Source organism: Sphingomonas sp. TDK1 (assembly GCF_001650735.1).
In the GTDB taxonomy this organism is placed as follows: domain Bacteria; phylum Pseudomonadota; class Alphaproteobacteria; order Sphingomonadales; family Sphingomonadaceae; genus Sphingomonas.
Window position 1 is genome coordinate 32,143 of sequence record NZ_LXVY01000034.1, and the last position, 15,136, is coordinate 47,278.

At 67.4% G+C, this 15,136-nt stretch carries 16 protein-coding genes; 4 read left to right on the forward strand and 12 right to left on the reverse strand.

What is annotated here, in order from left to right:
* Positions 1-91: 91 nt before the first annotated feature.
* From accD to A7X12_RS16960, 4 genes are read right to left on the reverse strand one after another with little or no spacing between them, the layout of a single operon-like run.
* A complete protein-coding gene (gene accD, locus A7X12_RS16945; RefSeq protein WP_064312645.1) occupies positions 92-952 on the reverse strand; it encodes an acetyl-CoA carboxylase, carboxyltransferase subunit beta in 861 nt (286 codons plus the stop codon).
* Positions 949-1,761, reverse strand: coding sequence for a tryptophan synthase subunit alpha (gene trpA, locus A7X12_RS16950; protein WP_064312646.1), 813 nt, complete (start codon positions 1,759-1,761; stop codon positions 949-951). The genes accD and trpA overlap by 4 nt, the downstream gene beginning before the upstream one ends.
* On the reverse strand, positions 1,758-2,987 hold the full coding sequence (gene trpB, locus A7X12_RS16955) for a tryptophan synthase subunit beta (protein WP_064312647.1): 1,230 nt from the start codon (positions 2,985-2,987) through the stop codon (positions 1,758-1,760). Before trpB ends, trpA begins: the two co-directional genes overlap by 4 nt.
* Positions 2,984-3,622 (reverse strand): phosphoribosylanthranilate isomerase, encoded by a 639-nt coding sequence (locus A7X12_RS16960; protein ID WP_064312648.1) that lies wholly within the window; start codon positions 3,620-3,622, stop codon positions 2,984-2,986. Before A7X12_RS16960 ends, trpB begins: the two co-directional genes overlap by 4 nt.
* 65 nt (positions 3,623-3,687) lie before the next feature.
* Here A7X12_RS16960 and A7X12_RS16965 point away from each other — a divergent pair, with 65 nt between their 5' ends.
* Positions 3,688-4,338 (forward strand): energy transducer TonB, encoded by a 651-nt coding sequence (locus A7X12_RS16965; RefSeq protein WP_064312649.1) that lies wholly within the window; start codon positions 3,688-3,690, stop codon positions 4,336-4,338.
* 15 nt (positions 4,339-4,353) lie between these two features.
* Here the strand turns inward: A7X12_RS16965 and A7X12_RS16970 are convergent, their stop codons facing one another.
* The 8 genes from A7X12_RS16970 to purM all read right to left on the reverse strand — a co-directional run bounded on the left by A7X12_RS16970 (position 4,354) and on the right by purM (position 11,051).
* The gene (locus A7X12_RS16970; protein ID WP_064312650.1) at positions 4,354-4,860 is read right to left on the reverse strand and encodes a GNAT family N-acetyltransferase; all 507 of its coding nucleotides are present in this window, start codon (positions 4,858-4,860) and stop codon (positions 4,354-4,356) included.
* Between the two features lie 50 nt (positions 4,861-4,910).
* Positions 4,911-5,585 (reverse strand): orotidine-5'-phosphate decarboxylase, encoded by a 675-nt coding sequence (gene pyrF / locus A7X12_RS16975; RefSeq protein ID WP_064312651.1) that lies wholly within the window; start codon positions 5,583-5,585, stop codon positions 4,911-4,913.
* Positions 5,582-5,905: a LapA family protein gene (locus A7X12_RS16980; protein WP_064312652.1), complete on the reverse strand. Its 324-nt coding sequence runs from the start codon at positions 5,903-5,905 to the stop codon at positions 5,582-5,584. Before A7X12_RS16980 ends, pyrF begins: the two co-directional genes overlap by 4 nt.
* A gap of 63 nt (positions 5,906-5,968) precedes the next feature.
* Positions 5,969-8,245 carry a patatin-like protein gene (locus A7X12_RS16985; RefSeq protein WP_064312653.1) on the reverse strand — a complete coding sequence of 759 codons (2,277 nt, stop codon included), beginning with the start codon at positions 8,243-8,245 and terminating at the stop codon, positions 5,969-5,971.
* Positions 8,245-8,937, reverse strand: coding sequence for an endonuclease/exonuclease/phosphatase family protein (locus A7X12_RS16990; RefSeq protein WP_064312654.1), 693 nt, complete (start codon positions 8,935-8,937; stop codon positions 8,245-8,247). The genes A7X12_RS16985 and A7X12_RS16990 overlap by 1 nt, the downstream gene beginning before the upstream one ends.
* A 41-nt stretch (positions 8,938-8,978) precedes the next feature.
* Positions 8,979-9,176, reverse strand: a complete 198-nt coding sequence (locus A7X12_RS16995) for a hypothetical protein (RefSeq protein WP_064312655.1) — start codon at positions 9,174-9,176, stop codon at positions 8,979-8,981.
* Between the two features lie 69 nt (positions 9,177-9,245).
* A complete protein-coding gene (purN, locus tag A7X12_RS17000; protein WP_084445629.1) occupies positions 9,246-9,812 on the reverse strand; it encodes a phosphoribosylglycinamide formyltransferase in 567 nt (188 codons plus the stop codon).
* Positions 9,813-9,944: 132 nt separating this feature from the next.
* Positions 9,945-11,051: a phosphoribosylformylglycinamidine cyclo-ligase gene (gene purM, locus A7X12_RS17005; RefSeq protein WP_064312656.1), complete on the reverse strand. Its 1,107-nt coding sequence runs from the start codon at positions 11,049-11,051 to the stop codon at positions 9,945-9,947.
* 63 nt (positions 11,052-11,114) lie between these two features.
* Between purM and A7X12_RS17010 the strand changes: the two genes are divergently transcribed.
* From A7X12_RS17010 to A7X12_RS17020, 3 genes are read left to right on the forward strand one after another with little or no spacing between them, the layout of a single operon-like run.
* Positions 11,115-12,356 carry a hypothetical protein gene (locus tag A7X12_RS17010; RefSeq protein WP_064312657.1) on the forward strand — a complete coding sequence of 414 codons (1,242 nt, stop codon included), beginning with the start codon at positions 11,115-11,117 and terminating at the stop codon, positions 12,354-12,356.
* Positions 12,353-12,967 (forward strand): DnaA/Hda family protein, encoded by a 615-nt coding sequence (locus tag A7X12_RS17015; RefSeq protein WP_064312658.1) that lies wholly within the window; start codon positions 12,353-12,355, stop codon positions 12,965-12,967. The genes A7X12_RS17010 and A7X12_RS17015 overlap by 4 nt, the downstream gene beginning before the upstream one ends.
* A complete protein-coding gene (locus A7X12_RS17020) occupies positions 12,964-15,132 on the forward strand; it encodes an RNA degradosome polyphosphate kinase (protein ID WP_064312659.1) in 2,169 nt (722 codons plus the stop codon). The genes A7X12_RS17015 and A7X12_RS17020 overlap by 4 nt, the downstream gene beginning before the upstream one ends.
* Positions 15,133-15,136: the final 4 nt, after the last annotated feature.

Sequence of the window (15,136 nt, forward strand, 5' to 3'; positions counted from 1 at the left end):
CGCATCAGGTGCACAGCGCCCCGCGCTGTTCAGGCGCTGCTGGGAGCGGCGCCGGCCTGATGCGCCTGAAGGGGAGGGGCTTAGTAAGCGATCAAGCCGCCGCGCGCGCCTCGCAAAGCAGGGCGATCAGCCGACCCAGCGTATCGCGCAGTTCCTTGCGGTGCGTCACCATGTCGACCAGGCCATGGTCGCGATAATATTCGCTCGTCTGGAAATCGTCGGGCAGCTTCTCGCGGATCGTGTTCTCGATCACGCGGCGGCCGGTGAAGGCAAGGGTGGCACCCGGCTCCGCGATCTGGACGTCGCCCAGCATTGCATAGGCCGCCATCACGCCGCCCGAGGTCGGGTCGGTCAGCACGACGATATAGGGCAGCCCGGCATCGTGCAGCATCTCGATCGCCACCGTGGTGCGCGGCATCTGCATCAGGCTGAGAATGCCCTCCTGCATGCGTGCACCACCCGAGGCGGTGAAGACGATGTACGGCGATCGCGAGGCAATCGCGGCCTCGACACCGGCGATGAACGCCTCGCCCACCGCCTGGCCCATCGATCCACCCATGAAGGCGAAGTCCTGCACGCCGATCACGGCCTTGTGGCCTAGGATCGTGCCGCTGGCGTTCTGGAACGCGTCCTGCTCCCCGGTGCTCGTCCGCGCCGCCTTGATCCGCGCCGTATAGGGCTTGGAGTCGCGGAACTTCAGCGGATCCTCGGCGACCTTCGGACTCGGCAGCAGCTTGAAGGCGCTGTCGTCGAACAGCTGCTCGAAGCGCTTGGTCGCGCCGATGCGATCGTGGAAATCGCAATGCGGGCAGACGTTCTGATTCTCCTCGAATTCCTTCATGAAGACCATCTGTCCGCATCCCTTGCACTTGTGCCAGAGATTGTCGGGGCTCTCCTCGCCACGGGTGGTGACATAGGCGAGCGCGTTACGGACGCGCGTAATCCAGCTCATGCGACTTCCTTGCGTGCGGCGACCAGCGCCGTCTTCAGCGTATCGATATAGGCGCGAACGGGTTCCGCCGCATCCGCGCCGTGGCGACCGACCAACTCGACGATCGCGCTGCCCACCACCACGCCATCGGCGACGCGGCCGATGGCGGCGGCCTGTTCGGGGGTGCGGACGCCGAAGCCGACCGCGATCGGCAGGTCTGTCGCGGCCTTGAGGCGGGCAACCGCCGCTTCGATCGAAGCGGTAGCGGCCTGCTGCAGCCCGGTGATCCCGGCGACCGAGACATAATAGAGGAACCCGGAGGCACCCTGCAGCACCGCGGGCAGGCGGGCGGCGTCCGTGGTCGGCGTGGCGAGGCGGACATTGCCGATCCCGGCAGCGCGCAGCGCTTCGCCCAGGCTGTCGTCTTCCTCGGCGGGAATGTCGACGCAGATCGCGCCGTCGACGCCCGCATCGCGCGCCGCGCTGGCGAACCATTCCGGCCCGCGGCGCGTCATCGGGTTGGCATAGCCCATCAGCACCAGCGGCACCTCCGGATGGCGCGCCCGGAACGCGGTGGCGATGGCGAGCACGTCCGCCGTGGTGGTGCCGGCGGCGAGACTGCGCAGGTTCGCCGCCTGGATCGCCGGGCCGTCTGCCATCGGATCGGTGAACGGCATGCCGAGCTCGATCACGTCGGCCCCGCCCGCGACGAGCGCGTCGAGGATCGCGGCGGTCGCACCGGGCGTCGGGTCGCCGGCGGTGACGAAGGTCACCAGCGCTGCGCGGCCCTGATCGGCGGCGCGGGCAAAGGCGTTGGCGAGCCGGATCACATCTGCACTCCCAGCGCTTCTGCGACGGTGAAGATGTCCTTGTCGCCGCGACCGCAGAGATTGGCGAGGATCACCTTGTCGCGCGGCATGGTGCGGGCGACCTTGGCCACGGCAGCAATCGCATGGCTCGGCTCCAGCGCGGGGATGATGCCCTCGGTACGGCAGAGCAGCTGGAAGGCGTCGAGCGCCTCGGTATCCGTCACCGACGTATAGTCGACGCGGCCGATGTCGCGCAGCCAGGCGTGCTCGGGCCCAATGCCCGGATAGTCGAGGCCCGCCGAGATCGAATGCGCCTCGGTGATCTGGCCGTCCTCGTCCTGCAGCAGATAGGTGCGGTTGCCGTGGAGAATGCCCGGCGATCCGCCTGCGAGGCTGGCGGCGTGGCGCTTCTCCAGCCCTTCGCCTGCTGCTTCCACGCCCAGCATCTGGACGCTGGCATCGTCGAGGAACGGATGGAACAGTCCGATCGCGTTCGATCCGCCGCCGATCGCGGCGACCAGCAGGTCGGGCAGTTTGCCGGTACGCTTGAGCATCTGCGCGCGCGCCTCGCGGCCGATCACCGACTGGAAGTCGCGGACCAGCTCGGGATAGGGGTGCGGGCCGGCCGCGGTGCCGATGATGTAGAAGGTGTCGTGAACGTTGGCGACCCAGTCGCGCAGGCCCTCGTTCATCGCGTCCTTGAGCGTCGCAGCACCACTGGTCACGGGCACCACTTCGGCGCCGAGCAGCTTCATGCGGAACACATTGGGCTGCTGCCGCGCCACGTCGGTGGCACCCATATAGATCACGCAGGGCAGGCCGAAGCGCGCGCAGACGGTGGCGGTGGCCACGCCGTGCTGGCCAGCGCCGGTCTCGGCGATGATCCGCGTCTTGCCCATGCGGCGGGCGAGCAGGATCTGGCCGATGCAATTGTTGATCTTGTGCGCACCGGTGTGGTTGAGCTCGTCGCGCTTGAACCAGATTTCGGCACCCATGCCCTCGGGCGCGCTTTCTCGCAGCGCCTCGGTCAGCCGCTCGGCATAATAAAGCGGGCTGGGGCGGCCGACATAATGTTCGAGCAGGTCGTCGAACTCGGCCTGGAAGGCGGGATCGGCCTTGGCGGCGGTGTATTCGCGCTCCAGGTCGAGAACCAACGGCATCAGCGTCTCGGCGACGAAGCGTCCGCCGAACTGGCCGAAATGCCCGCGGTCGTCGGGCTGGGCGCGGAAGGAATTTGGTGCGGTCATGATCGGGCCACGGCTTTAAGGAAAGCGGCGATCTTGTCCACATCCTTGATGCCCGGCGCGACCTCGATGCCCGAAGAGACATCCACCAGCCCCGCGCCGGTGACGCGGATCGCCTCGCCGACATTGGTGGCGTCGAGCCCGCCGGACAGGATCCAGGGCAGGGGATGGGCGAAACCGTCGAGCAGGGTCCAGTCGAAGCGCAGCCCGGTGCCGCCGGGCACCTTGGCGCCCTCGGGCGCCTTGGCGTCGTAGAGCAGCCGATCGGCCGCACCGCGGAAGCCGGCGGCGGGGACGAGATCGGCGCGTGTCTTTACCGCCAGTGCCGCCCAGGTCTCACGACCGGTGCGGGCCTTCACCGCGGCGGCACGCTCGGGGGTTACCTTGTGGAGCTGGATCACGTCGAGCCGTCCGGCAGCGATGGCGGCATCGAGGAAGCCGTCGTCGGGATCGACGAACACACCCACGCGCGCGACCCGCCCCGGCACCCGCGCGGCAAGTCCCTGCGCCTTTTCGAACGAGAGGTGCCGCGGGCTGGGCGGAAAGAAGACGAAGCCGATATGGCTCGCTTCGCCGGCCACGGCTGCGTCGAGCGTATCGGGGGTGGACAGGCCACAGATTTTCGCGGTCGCGGGCATGGTCCGCCTAGTCGCCCCATTTCCCCTCGGGTACAAGCCTCGCCGGAATGGGGGGGGGCTGTTCGATGCGGGTGCTGGTCGGAAGTGCAGTTCTGGCGATGATCTTTTCGGGCGGCGCGGCACAGGCGCAGCGCGCGATCGGACCTGTTTCGGCATGGATGGTTCCGGCGGACTATCCGGAAGATGCGGCTGCCGATGGACGGGGTGGTATCGTCACCATGCAGTTCCGCATTGCTGCATCGGGGAGGGTGGAGAAATGCCGCCCGATTTTTTCCTCCGCCCAGGCGGCGCTTGCGCGGATCAGCTGCCAGCGCATCGAAGAGCGCGGGCGGTACGTGCCGGCGCATGACGCGGCCGGAACACCCGTGGCGAGCGAGGGCCAATTGCGTGCGCGCTGGAACCCGCAGACGCGTGGTGTCACGGTGGAGAGCCAGTTTGGCGGTGCGATGCCGCTCGGCGAGCCCGGCGCCTGGATGACCGACAACGACTATGCCGTCGTGACGCAAGGCAGGGGTGACAGCGATGCCGAACTGCTTTTCGACATCGGCACCGATGGTCGCCTGACGCGGTGCGCGTTCAGCGCGTTGGGCAATGCCGAGACGAGTCGCCGGACATGCCAACTCTTCGCACAGCGGGCGCGCTTTCGTCCGCCGGTGGGTGATCACGGTGAGCCGCTTGCGGTGCAGGGGACCATCACCATGCACTGGCGGCACTGACTGCCGCGATGCGATTCAGACCAGCCGCTTGGCCAGCACCGTCATGAACAGCGGCGGATCGAGCGGGATCGGGAAGTCGCGGCGCTCGCCCGTCTCCGCGTAACCGCGGCGGAGATAATAGTCGATCAGCGCGCGACGCGCTTCGATCACCGTCATCTCGATGCGGGTGCAACCGAAGGACTGGCGGGCGTGGGCTTCGGCGGCGGCGATCAGTTCGCGGCCGAGGCCGCCGGCCTGGCGCGCCGGATCGATGCAAAGCAGGCCCAAATACGCGGTATCGCCGCCGCGATCGGCGACGTTGACGCAGCCGATCGGCGTCTTGTCTTCCAACGCGATCAGCAACATCTGCGCCGGGTCCTCGACGATCGCGGTCAGCGTCGCGAGGTCGGTGCGCGGGCCTTCGATCAGGTCCGCTTCGTGCGTCCAGCCCTGGCGCGCGGTCTCGCCGCGATAGGCGCGTTCGATCACGGGATGGATCACCGGCAGGTCGGCAAGCACGGCGGGACGAATGGAAAGGGACATGGGGTTTCCGGCGGCTTTCCTCCCTTGTAGGAGAGGAAAGCTATTACTTTTCAAAGTGTAGCGGCAATCGCCCGCGCAGCCTGATCGGGGTCGGCCGCCTGGGTGATCGGGCGGCCGATCACCAGGATCGAGGCACCTGCGTCCACCGCGCTGCGCGGCGTCACCACCCGCTTCTGGTCGCCCACATGCGCGTCTGCGGGGCGTACGCCGGGAACGACGAAAAAGCCGTCCTTCCACGCCGCGTGCGCTGCCTTCACTTCCTCGCCCGAGCAGACGATGCCGTCGACGCCCGCCGAGCGGGCCAGTTCGGCCAGCCGCATCACCTGCTCGTGCGGATCGGGCTTGAGGCCGATCGAGGTCATATCGGCGCCGTCGAGGCTGGTGAGCATCGTCACCGCCACGACCTTGGTGCCCTCGGGCGCCGCCGCCTTGGCGTCTTCCAGCATCGCCCGGCCGCCGGCGGCGTGGACGGTGAGGATCGCCGGATTCAGCGGACGCAGTGCCTGGATCGCCTTGGCGACGGTGTTGGGAATGTCGTGGAACTTGAGGTCGAGGAAGATCGGGACGCCGATCTCGGCCATCTCGTGCACGCCCTGGCGGCCGTTGGCCATGAAGAATTCGAGGCCCAGCTTGATGCCCCCGACATGGTGGCGGACTTTCTGGGCGAGCGCCTTGGCCTTTTCCAGCTCGGGGGTGTCGAGCGCGACATAGACGCGACCGCTCATGCGCGCGGCTCCTCAATGACCGGGCCGTCGATCGCGGGTTCGAAGCGTGGCGCGGGGTTGGCGGGGATCGAACGCAGATCCGCCAGCGCGCGCTCCAGTCCGGCGAAGCGCTGTCGCATCCGCCAGCGCAGCGTCTGATAGGCGATCAGCATCGGCAGGAAGCCGGCCAGGAACACGACGATCAGCAGCAGCGGCAGGCTGATATCGGCGACGAGACCGCCCCAGAGCTGGATGCTCACGCGCTGCTCGCCATTGTAGATCACGAACCCGGCGATCACGCCGCCGAGCAGGAGCCACAACAGCACCTTCAGAAACCGCATTCCGCTCCCTTCCTGGCAAATCCTGCGCGCCTTCTAGGCCCGAGCGGGCCCGCTTGCCAAGGCTCAGCCGATTTCGGTGCGCAGCTCGGCGATCAATCCGGGGATGGCGGTGAGGGCCGGGGCCTCCTCGTCGAGGATGGCATGGAAGGCGCGGCGCTTGAGCGCGGCGATATGCTCGGCATCGGGGCGCGCTTCCCTGTCGAGCGTGGACAGCACGATGTCGATCAATCGATCGGCGCCGTTGAGGCGGCCCCAGAGATAGTCGTTCTCGCGGTAGGCGCGGCTGAAGAATGCACCGAAATTGTTGAACTGGTTTCCCTTGAGCATCACCGCGACACCCCCAGCCCGGATCGCCTTAGCGTCTTCGGGCGAGATGCGGTCGACGCGAATCGGATCGAACTCGTCCATGCCCTCGCCTTGGAGCAGCGGCAGCGTTGCGATGTCGAAGAAGGGGAAGCCGAGATAGGCGAGCAGCATTGGTCGCCGCAACTCCTTCGACAGCGCGCTGAAGCCGGCGGACAGCACCTCGTCGGTCTGGCGGTCGAGTGTGCGGAGCTGCATCCGCTCGGCCAGCGCGTCGAGCAGAGCGCCGGGGTCACTGCCTGACAGATTACTCAGGTCGCCAAAGGTATCGGAGCGCTTGAGCTCCAGATAGGCGGCCAGCGCGCCATAGATCGCATCGCGCATCGGCCGCATCGAACCGCGCGGCACTGAATGCTCCAGCTCCGCCAGCCGTCGTGCGAGCAAGCGAAGGCGGCGGATGCGGAAACCCAGGTCGTGCCCGCGCAGGAAATCGAGCGCCTCGGGCGATGCGCCGCCGGGCAGCGACGCGCCGAAACGGTCCGCTCCGCGTACCCGCACAGTTTCGCGCAGCCGGCGAGCCAGCGAGCGGAGGCGCTGCCCGTCCTGTTGGCCATTTAGAGCCTGTAGTAGCCTCGCGGTGCGGTCTACGGCGGCATCGACCTTGAGCAGCGCATAGGCAGTGTGACCATACCCGGCCTTGGCGGCCGCAGCGACCTGCGCGCGCTTCCGCCACGCGGCGAGGCGCTTGGGCGTGGGATAATCGAGCCACAAGGTGTAGCCGAAGAGGGACTCAACCTGAGCCTCAACCTCGGCGCGGATTTCCGTGACGATCGCGAGCATCCGCTCGATCCGGTCTGACCGCCCCGCGATCGTCTCCAGATTGTCGCGGATCGGCTGTTTGCGTGGCAACTCGGAGAGTGCGCCGATCAGCGTCGAGAAGAAGCCGGGCCGTTCCCGGCGCGGCCCATAGAAGTCGAATCGCATATCGGGCGTGGGATCGAGGAACACGAAGCGACGGTCGACCTGGCGGCGGGCAGGGCGCTCGCGCAGGGCATCCATTGCCGGTCCAAAGGGCGCGTTGGCGAGCACCGAGCCGTCGATCAGCACCGCTTTTTCGGCACGGCTCTCCGCCCATTGCTCCGGCAGGGCGCGCTGGAGAAAGGCGTCACGGCCGGCCCAGGTCTCCCCGCGATCGGCCAGTACCTTGTCGAGCTCTTCCACCATCAGCGGCGGAAAGGCGCCGGGGAAGCTGGAGGTCGCGCGGGCGGCGAAACCCAAGGCGGCCGGATGGGCGATGCCGGTGCCGCGGCCGTGGTCGGTGAAGCTGAAGACGAGCCGATGCTCGGTCTCGATCACTTCCGGGGGCGTGTTGAGACGCAGCGTCTCGGCATGGCCGCGAAAATCGGTGGCGGTGACGAACAGGTCGAGCGGCTGGCCCTCGGGGAGAAGCCGGCGTTCGGCCGGGCCCTTGGCCATCTTGTCGAAGGCATTCAGCAGCGTCTTGAGCAGCTGCTCGCCTCCGAAAGGCGGCTCGAACCAGCGCGAGCGGACGAAGCGTTCCAGCTTCTCGCGAACCTCCGCACGGGATCCTGCCTCAACCGTCTCCTCGACGCCGTGTTCTCGGCTGGATAGCATCCAGGCGATCGGCTTTGCCCAGATCTTGGCGAAGCGATGCGACGGCCCCTGGCTGGGCGCGAGCAGTGCGTCGACATCCGCATGGTCGAGCCACATCGCGGTCAGCGGATCGAGCGATTGGCCGGTGGCGATCGCCTGCGCCAGGAACACCGCGTTGATTCCGCCCGCGCTGGCGCCCGATAGAATGTCGACGAGTACGCGCAGGCTGAGCCCGCTACGGTCGCGAATCTCTTCGATCAGCTCGCGATAGACGCTCTGGAGCGGCGTGCCCTCGCGCTCGGCACAGCTCGCGCGGGCAAGGTGCCAAACCTCCTTGGTGATGCCGTGCATGTACACTGCAAGGCTGATCCCGCCATAGCAGACCAGCGCCAGCCGCAGCTCCTTTTCCTGCACCTCCTGCATCAGCGGTGCCGCACCTCCGCCCAGACGGGGAGGTGATCCGAGGCCGTCCGGGCCGCCAGGCTGTGGTGCACACCCGCGTCGCCGAACGCGAGATCGGGCGAGGCCATGATCCGGTCGAGTCGCGCCATCGGGCGGCGGGCGTGGAAGCTTTTACCCGTAGCGGCGAAGGCGAAATGCTGGGCGAAGTCGCGAAGGCAGCCCCGATCGGCGCTCCACTCGTTGAGATCACCCATCATCACCGTCGGGCTGGGGGGGCGATCGGCGAGAAACGCCAAAATCGCATGCGCCTGTCTGCGCCGCCAAAGCCCCGAAAGGTCGAGATGCATGCCGACCACCCGGAGCCGCTGGCCGTTCAGCTGTAGGTCCGCCATCACGGCGCCGCGCGGTTCCAGCGTGGGGAGGTGGAGCGCCGAACAACCGAGGATCTCGGCCTCTTTCCGTACCAGCAGCGCATTGCCGTGCCAGCCCATCGATCGCGCGCGCATGCCGAAATGTACCGGCTTCCAGGGGCTATGCTCGGCAAGCAGACTTTGCGTGAGGACGGCTTCGCGTGCGCCGAAGCGGCGATCTGCCTCCTGCAATGCAATCACATCGGCGTCGATCTCGAGTAGCACCTCGAGCGTCCTCTCCGGGCGTCGTCGTCGGTCGGTGCCGATCGACTTCCGCATATTGTAGCTGGCGACCTTGATCATCCGCGCCCCTTATCAGCGCGGGGAGTATGACTGCACAAGCCTCAATAACCCGTTTCGCCTCGTTCGCGCTGCCCGGCCGCAGTTTCCGCTGCGGCGAGCAGGCTGCGACCGGTCGCCTCCGCGGCTTCGGGGGTCATTGCGACCGCGACGCCGTTGGGGCCGTCGAGAAGCACCAGACCGAGTTCGGCGGTGGCGACTCCGCCTTCTTCTTCCGGCGTCAGCGCCGAGTCCTTGGCCATGTGCGTGACTTCCCCGTGTGCGGCATTGGTGGGGATGAACGCAGGATTACGACCAAATATCCGCCGATTTCAGTCGCGAAGCCAGTCTGCGAGTGTTTTGGCATAGAGCTTGTGCTCCTCCGCCAGCACCCGGGCGGCAAGGCTGGCCGCGGTGTCGTCGGGGAGGATCGGCACGCGTGCCTGCCCAAGCACTTCGCCGCCGTCGAGTTCTTCTGTGACAACATGGACCGACGCACCCGCTTCGGCATCGCCGGCTTCGATCGCGCGGGCGTGGGTGTCGAGGCCCTTGTATTTGGGCAGCAGCGAGGGATGGATGTTGACGATTCGTCCGCGCCAGCGCGCGACGAAATCGTCGGACAACAGCCGCATATAACCGGCAAGCGCGATCACCTCGACGCCGGCGCTCCGGAGCGCTGCGTCGATCTTCGCCTCATAGTCGGCCTTGGCCATGCCCTTGGTGCTTTGGGCGAAGGTCGGCACGCCGCGCTCGGCCGCCCAGGCGAGTCCAGCCGCTTCCGGCTTGTCGCTGGCGACGAGCGCAACCGTATAGGGGCAGTCCGGCGCAGCGGCGGCCTCGACCAGCGAGGCCATGTTCGAGCCGCGGCCCGAGATCAGGATGCCGAGTCGCTTCTTCAAATTTCCCTCCCGCTTGCGGGAGGGGTTAGGGGCGAGGCTGACGGGGAGAGGGAAGGCTGGCGGTACCGCTCAGCCCCTCCCGCGACCCCTTGCGCAAGCGGGAGGGGAGCGTAGGCTGATAGCGCTCGGCAATCACCCATGATGCGTGGCGCTCCAGGGTGCACGGGCGCTCCAGGTCTCATCGCCGCCGACCACGGTGCAGCCACGCTCGCCGGTTTCGATCGTGCCGATGGTGAACACCGTCTCGCCCGCCGCAGTCAGCGCCGCCGCGACCGCTTCGGCTTGATCGGCAGCGACCACCGCGACCATGCCAATGCCGCAGTTGAAGGTGCGCGCCATCTCTTCCGGTTCGATTTGGCCCTGTGCCTGCAGGAACGCCATCAGCCGCGGCAGCGGCCAGGCATCGGCGTCGATGCGGGCGTGCGCCCCCTCGGGCAGCACGCGGGGGACATTCTCCAGCAGGCCGCCGCCGGTAATGTGGGCGAGGCCATGGATCGTGCCCTTGCGCAGCTCGGGCAGCAGGCTGGCGACATAGATCCGGGTCGGCGCCATCAGCGCATCGATCAGCAGCCGCTCCTGGTCGAACAGTGCCGGTCGGTCGAGCTTCCAACCTTTGTCCGCCGCGAGTCGGCGCACCAGCGAGAACCCGTTCGAGTGCACCCCATTGGAGGCGAGGCCGAGCAGGATGTCCCCCGGCGCGATCTTCTTGCCGTCCAGCAGTCGATCGCGCTCAACCGCGCCGACGCAGAAGCCGGCGAGATCATAGTCGCCATCGGCATACATGCCGGGCATCTCCGCGGTCTCGCCGCCGATCAGCGCGCAGCCGGCCTGGCGGCAGCCCTCGGCGATCGAGGCGATCACCCGCTCCGCGACGGCGTTGTCGAGCTTGCCGCTCGCATAATAGTCTAGAAAGAACAACGGCTCGGCGCCCTGGACGATCAGATCGTTGGCGCACATCGCGACGAGATCGATGCCGACGCCGTCATGGTGGTTGTGCTCGATCGCCAGCTTCAGCTTGGTGCCGACGCCGTCGTTTGCCGCGACCAGCAGCGGATCGGTGAAGCCCGCCGCCTTCAGGTCGAAGATGCCGCCGAAGCCGCCGAGATCGGCGTCCGCACCGGCGCGCCGGGTGGAACGGGCAAGCGGGCCGATGGCGCGCACCAGCGCATTGCCCGCCGCAATCGAAACGCCCGCCTGGGCATAGGTGTAAGGGCCGTCGCCCGCCTTGGTCTCGCTCATGGGCGACGCCCTAGCCACAACGCGCTTGGATTTCCACGCCCGGTTCGCCAAAAGGGCGCCCGCATGCAGTTTCGCCGTCCCAAAACCGTCCTTGGCGCCCTTTCGGCGCTCGCGCTCGCCGGTGCGGGCATCATGGCGGCACGCGGGCAGGGCGGCGTGCCCGCCGTCCCGGTGGGTGCGGCCGGAAGCTTCGAGATCAGCGGCGTCAAGGTCGACGTGTCGGGCAAGACTGCCGAGATCGCGCGCCAGGGCGGCTGGCGGATCGCTCAGCGCAAGGGCTGGTCGATGCTGTCGCAGCAGCTCACCGGAAAGCCGGGCGCGCTCTCCGATTCGGCATTGGACGCCATCGTCACCGGCATCGTCGTCGAGCGCGAGCAGATCGGGCCCAACCGCTATATCGCCAGCCTCGGTGTGCAGTTCGATCGCGCGAAGGCCGGTTCCATCCTCGGCGTGTCGATCGCCGTCACCCATTCGCCGCCGATGCTGCTGGTGCCGCTGCAATATTCGGGCGGCGTGGGCCAAGTGTTCGAGCGCGACACCGCCTGGGCGCGCGCCTGGAACCGGCTGCGCGCGGCGGGCAGCACGATCGACTATGTCCGCCTGCGCGGCACCGGCGCGGACAAGCTGCTGGTCAATACCGGCCAGACGCTGCGGCATGGCCGCAACTGGTGGCGGACGATCCTCGACCAATATGGCGCGGTCGACATGCTCGTCGCCGAGGTCCAGCTTCGTCGCGACTATCCCGGCGGGCCGATCGTCGGCATCTTCTCGGCGACTCACGGACCGGACAAGGTGGCGATCACGCGCTTTGCGCTGCGAATCGACAATGGCGACGCAATCGATGCGCTTTTCGACACCGCTGTGGCGCGCATCGACAAGGCCTATCAGACGGCGTTGACCGACGGCCGGCTTCACACCGATGCGGTTCTCGCCGCCAGGCCGCCGGTCGCGCAGCCGGCCGCGCCGGCTCCGGAGGAAGCGCCTCTGCCGACGCCGCTCCCAAGCGTCGAAACCAGCCCTGCAGCTGCGAACACCTCCCTATCGGTGCAGATCGAAACGCCCAATGCAGCGGCCGTCAACGCGTCCGAAAGCGCGGTGCGTGGCGTGCCGGGCGTGCGGAGTGCCACTACCACCAGCCTTGCCCTTGGCGGCATATCGGTGATGCGCGTCTCGTTCGACGGATCACAGGCCGCCCTTCGTGCCGCGCTCGAGTCGCGGGGCTGGAGCGTGCAGGAGGGGCCGGGCGTGCTCCGCATCCGGCGCGGCGCCGCACCGCAAGCATCGCCGACCCCCAAGGCGCAATGAGCCAGCTCCGCCTGCCGCTGGGGCTGCCCGAGGCGAGCGAGACGGACTTCCTGGTCAGCGACTCGAACGCCCGTGCCGTCCACCAGCTCGAACACTGGGCGACCTGGCCGGTGATGGCCGCCCTGCTGATCGGGCCGCGCAAATCGGGGCGCAGCCTGCTCGCGCGCATCTTCGCCGCCAAGAACGGCGGGACGATCATCGACGATGCCGAGCGCGTCGACGAGGCCGACATCTTCCACGCCTGGAACCGCGCGCAGGGCGAACGGCGCCCGTTGCTGATCGTTGCGGATGCGGCTCCCCCCCTATGGGAAGTGGCGCTGCCCGATCTCCGCTCGCGCCTCGCCGCCTCGCCGCTGCTGGAATTGGGGCCGCCCGACGACGCGCTGCTTCCGCTGCTGATCGAGCGCGCCTTCACCCGCCACCTGCTGCACGCGACGCCCAATGTGATTGCCTGGATCGCCAAGCGGATCGAGCGCAGCCATGTCGCCATCCTGCGCGTTGCCGACGTTCTGGAAATGGAGACCGACGGCCGTTTGTCGATCCCGGTAGTGAAGTCTACACTCCAGGCTGCAAGCCTTTTGACGCATTCCGACGATAGCGAGAGCGAATGACCGAATCCGCCGCACCTGCGACCATCGCCCCCGCCGACCCCACCGAAGCGCGTTATTTCAACCGCGAGCTCTCCTGGCTGGCCTTCAACCGCCGCGTGATGGAGGAGGCATGCAACCCCGCCCATCCCTTGCTGGAGCGGCTGCGCTTCCTGTCCATCTCGGGCAGCAATTTCGACGAATTCTTCATGGTCCGCGTCGCCGGCCTGATGGGCCAGCAACTCCAGAATATCGACACGCGCTCGGCCGACGGGCTCACCCCGGCACAACAGCTGGAGGCGATCTCCGCCGAAGCCGCGACACTCGCCGACGAGCAGCAGGCGGTCTGGATCGATATCCGCGCGCAGCTCGCGCTCGCCAATATCTTCGTGCTCGAGGCCGATGCGATCGAGGGCGAGACCGAGGAGTGGCTCGCCAATCATTTCCGCGAACAGATTTTCCCGATCCTGACGCCGCAGGCGCTCGACCCCGCGCACCCGTTCCCGTTCATCCCCAACCAGGGGTCGAGCGTGATTTTCAACCTGCTGCGCAAGTCCGATCGCGAGCCGATCCAGGAACTGGTGATGCTGCCGACGACGCTGAAGCGCTTCGTCCGCCTGCCCGGCGCACCTGCGCGCTACGTCGCGATCGAGACGCTGATCAAGCATTTCTGGGAGCTGCTCTTCCACGGCTACGAAATGCTGGGCGCGGCCACCTTCCGGGTGCTGCGCGACAGCGATATTGAGATTGAGGAAGAGGCGGAGGATCTGGTCCTGACCTTCCGCTCGGCGATCAAGCGCCGCCGGCGCGGCCGCGTCATCCGCCTCGAGATGGAGGAGGGCATCGCCCCCGATCTGGAGGCGGTGCTGAAGGAGGAACTGGGCGGCAGCGACGCGCTGCTGACCGAGACGGGCGGGTTCCTGGGCGTCGGTGACCTGTCGATGCTCGTCGACGAGGATCGGCCCGACCTAAAGTTCACCCCATTCTCGGCGCGCTTCCCCGAGCGCATCCGCGAATATGGTGGCGATTGCTTCGCGGCGATCCGCGCCAAGGACATCATCGTCCACCACCCCTACGAGACGTTCGACGTCGTGCTCAGCTTCCTCCAGCAGGCGGCCGCCGATCCGGACGTGGTCGCGATCAAGCAGACGCTCTACCGCGCCGGCAAGCAGTCGGCGGTGATCAACGCGCTGATCGCCGCGGCGGAAGCGGGCAAGTCGGTGACCGCCGTGGTAGAGCTGAAGGCCCGGTTCGACGAGGAGCAGAACCTCTACTGGGCGACCGCGCTGGAACGCGCGGGGGTGCAGGTTGTCTATGGCTTCATCGACTGGAAGACCCACGCCAAGGTGTCGATGGTCGTCCGGCGCGAGGGCAATGGCTATCGAACCTACTGTCACTTCGGAACGGGCAACTATCACCCGATCACCGCCCGCATCTACACCGATCTGAGCTTCTTCACGGCCGATCCGCGCATCGGCCGCGACGCCGCGCAGATCTTCAACTACGTCACCGGCTATGTCGAACCGCAGCATCTCGAGTTGCTCGGCATCAGCCCCCGCAACCTGCGCGACCGGCTGAGCGACCTGATCGAGGAAGAGATCGGTCACGCCCGTGCCGGACGGCCCGGCACGATCTGGGCCAAGATGAACTCGGTAGTCGACCCTGCGATCATCGAGAAGCTGTACCAGGCGAGCGCCGCCGGCGTACAGATCGAGCTGATCGTGCGCGGCATCTGCTGCCTCCGCCCGGGGGTCGCGGGCATGAGCGAGAATATCCGGGTGAAGTCGATCGTCGGCCGTTTCCTCGAACATAGCCGAATCTGGGTGTTCGGCAACGGCAAGGCGCTGCCCAATGACGGCGCCAAGGTCTATATCTCCTCGGCCGACTGGATGCAGCGCAACTTCGATCGCCGTGTCGAGTTCATGTTGCCGCTGCTCAACAAGACCGTGCACGACCAGGTGCTCGACCAGGTGATGGTCGCCAATCTACTCGACAACGAACAGAGCTGGCTGCTCGCGCCCGACGGTCATTACGACCGGATCGTGCCGGGCGACGACGGGGAATTCAATCTGCACCGTTATTTCATGACCAATCCCTCGCTCTCCGGGCGCGGTGCCGCGATGGGGGGACGCAAGCCGGTGCCCAAGCTCTCGCCGCGCAAGCAGCGCCTCGCCGCGAAGGGCGCTTGATCGC

What these genes read in the sequence shown, in the direction of transcription:
- A7X12_RS16990 (WP_064312654.1), bottom strand. Translation starts at nt 8,937, where the DNA reads ATGATCAAGGTCGCCAGCTACAATATGCGGAAGTCGATCGGCACCGAC.
- A7X12_RS17020 (WP_064312659.1), top strand. Translation starts at nt 12,964, where the DNA reads ATGACCGAATCCGCCGCACCTGCGACCATCGCCCCCGCCGACCCCACC.
- trpB (WP_064312647.1), bottom strand. Translation starts at nt 2,987, where the DNA reads ATGACCGCACCAAATTCCTTCCGCGCCCAGCCCGACGACCGCGGGCAT.
- A7X12_RS17010 (WP_064312657.1), top strand. Translation starts at nt 11,115, where the DNA reads ATGCAGTTTCGCCGTCCCAAAACCGTCCTTGGCGCCCTTTCGGCGCTC.
- A7X12_RS16995 (WP_064312655.1), bottom strand. Translation starts at nt 9,176, where the DNA reads ATGGCCAAGGACTCGGCGCTGACGCCGGAAGAAGAAGGCGGAGTCGCC.
- A7X12_RS16960 (WP_064312648.1), bottom strand. Translation starts at nt 3,622, where the DNA reads ATGCCCGCGACCGCGAAAATCTGTGGCCTGTCCACCCCCGATACGCTC.
- purM (WP_064312656.1), bottom strand. Translation starts at nt 11,051, where the DNA reads ATGAGCGAGACCAAGGCGGGCGACGGCCCTTACACCTATGCCCAGGCG.
- pyrF (WP_064312651.1), bottom strand. Translation starts at nt 5,585, where the DNA reads ATGAGCGGTCGCGTCTATGTCGCGCTCGACACCCCCGAGCTGGAAAAG.
- A7X12_RS17015 (WP_064312658.1), top strand. Translation starts at nt 12,353, where the DNA reads ATGAGCCAGCTCCGCCTGCCGCTGGGGCTGCCCGAGGCGAGCGAGACG.
- A7X12_RS16980 (WP_064312652.1), bottom strand. Translation starts at nt 5,905, where the DNA reads ATGCGGTTTCTGAAGGTGCTGTTGTGGCTCCTGCTCGGCGGCGTGATC.
- A7X12_RS16985 (WP_064312653.1), bottom strand. Translation starts at nt 8,245, where the DNA reads ATGCAGGAGGTGCAGGAAAAGGAGCTGCGGCTGGCGCTGGTCTGCTAT.
- A7X12_RS16965 (WP_064312649.1), top strand. Translation starts at nt 3,688, where the DNA reads ATGCGGGTGCTGGTCGGAAGTGCAGTTCTGGCGATGATCTTTTCGGGC.
- A7X12_RS16970 (WP_064312650.1), bottom strand. Translation starts at nt 4,860, where the DNA reads ATGTCCCTTTCCATTCGTCCCGCCGTGCTTGCCGACCTGCCGGTGATC.
- accD (WP_064312645.1), bottom strand. Translation starts at nt 952, where the DNA reads ATGAGCTGGATTACGCGCGTCCGTAACGCGCTCGCCTATGTCACCACC.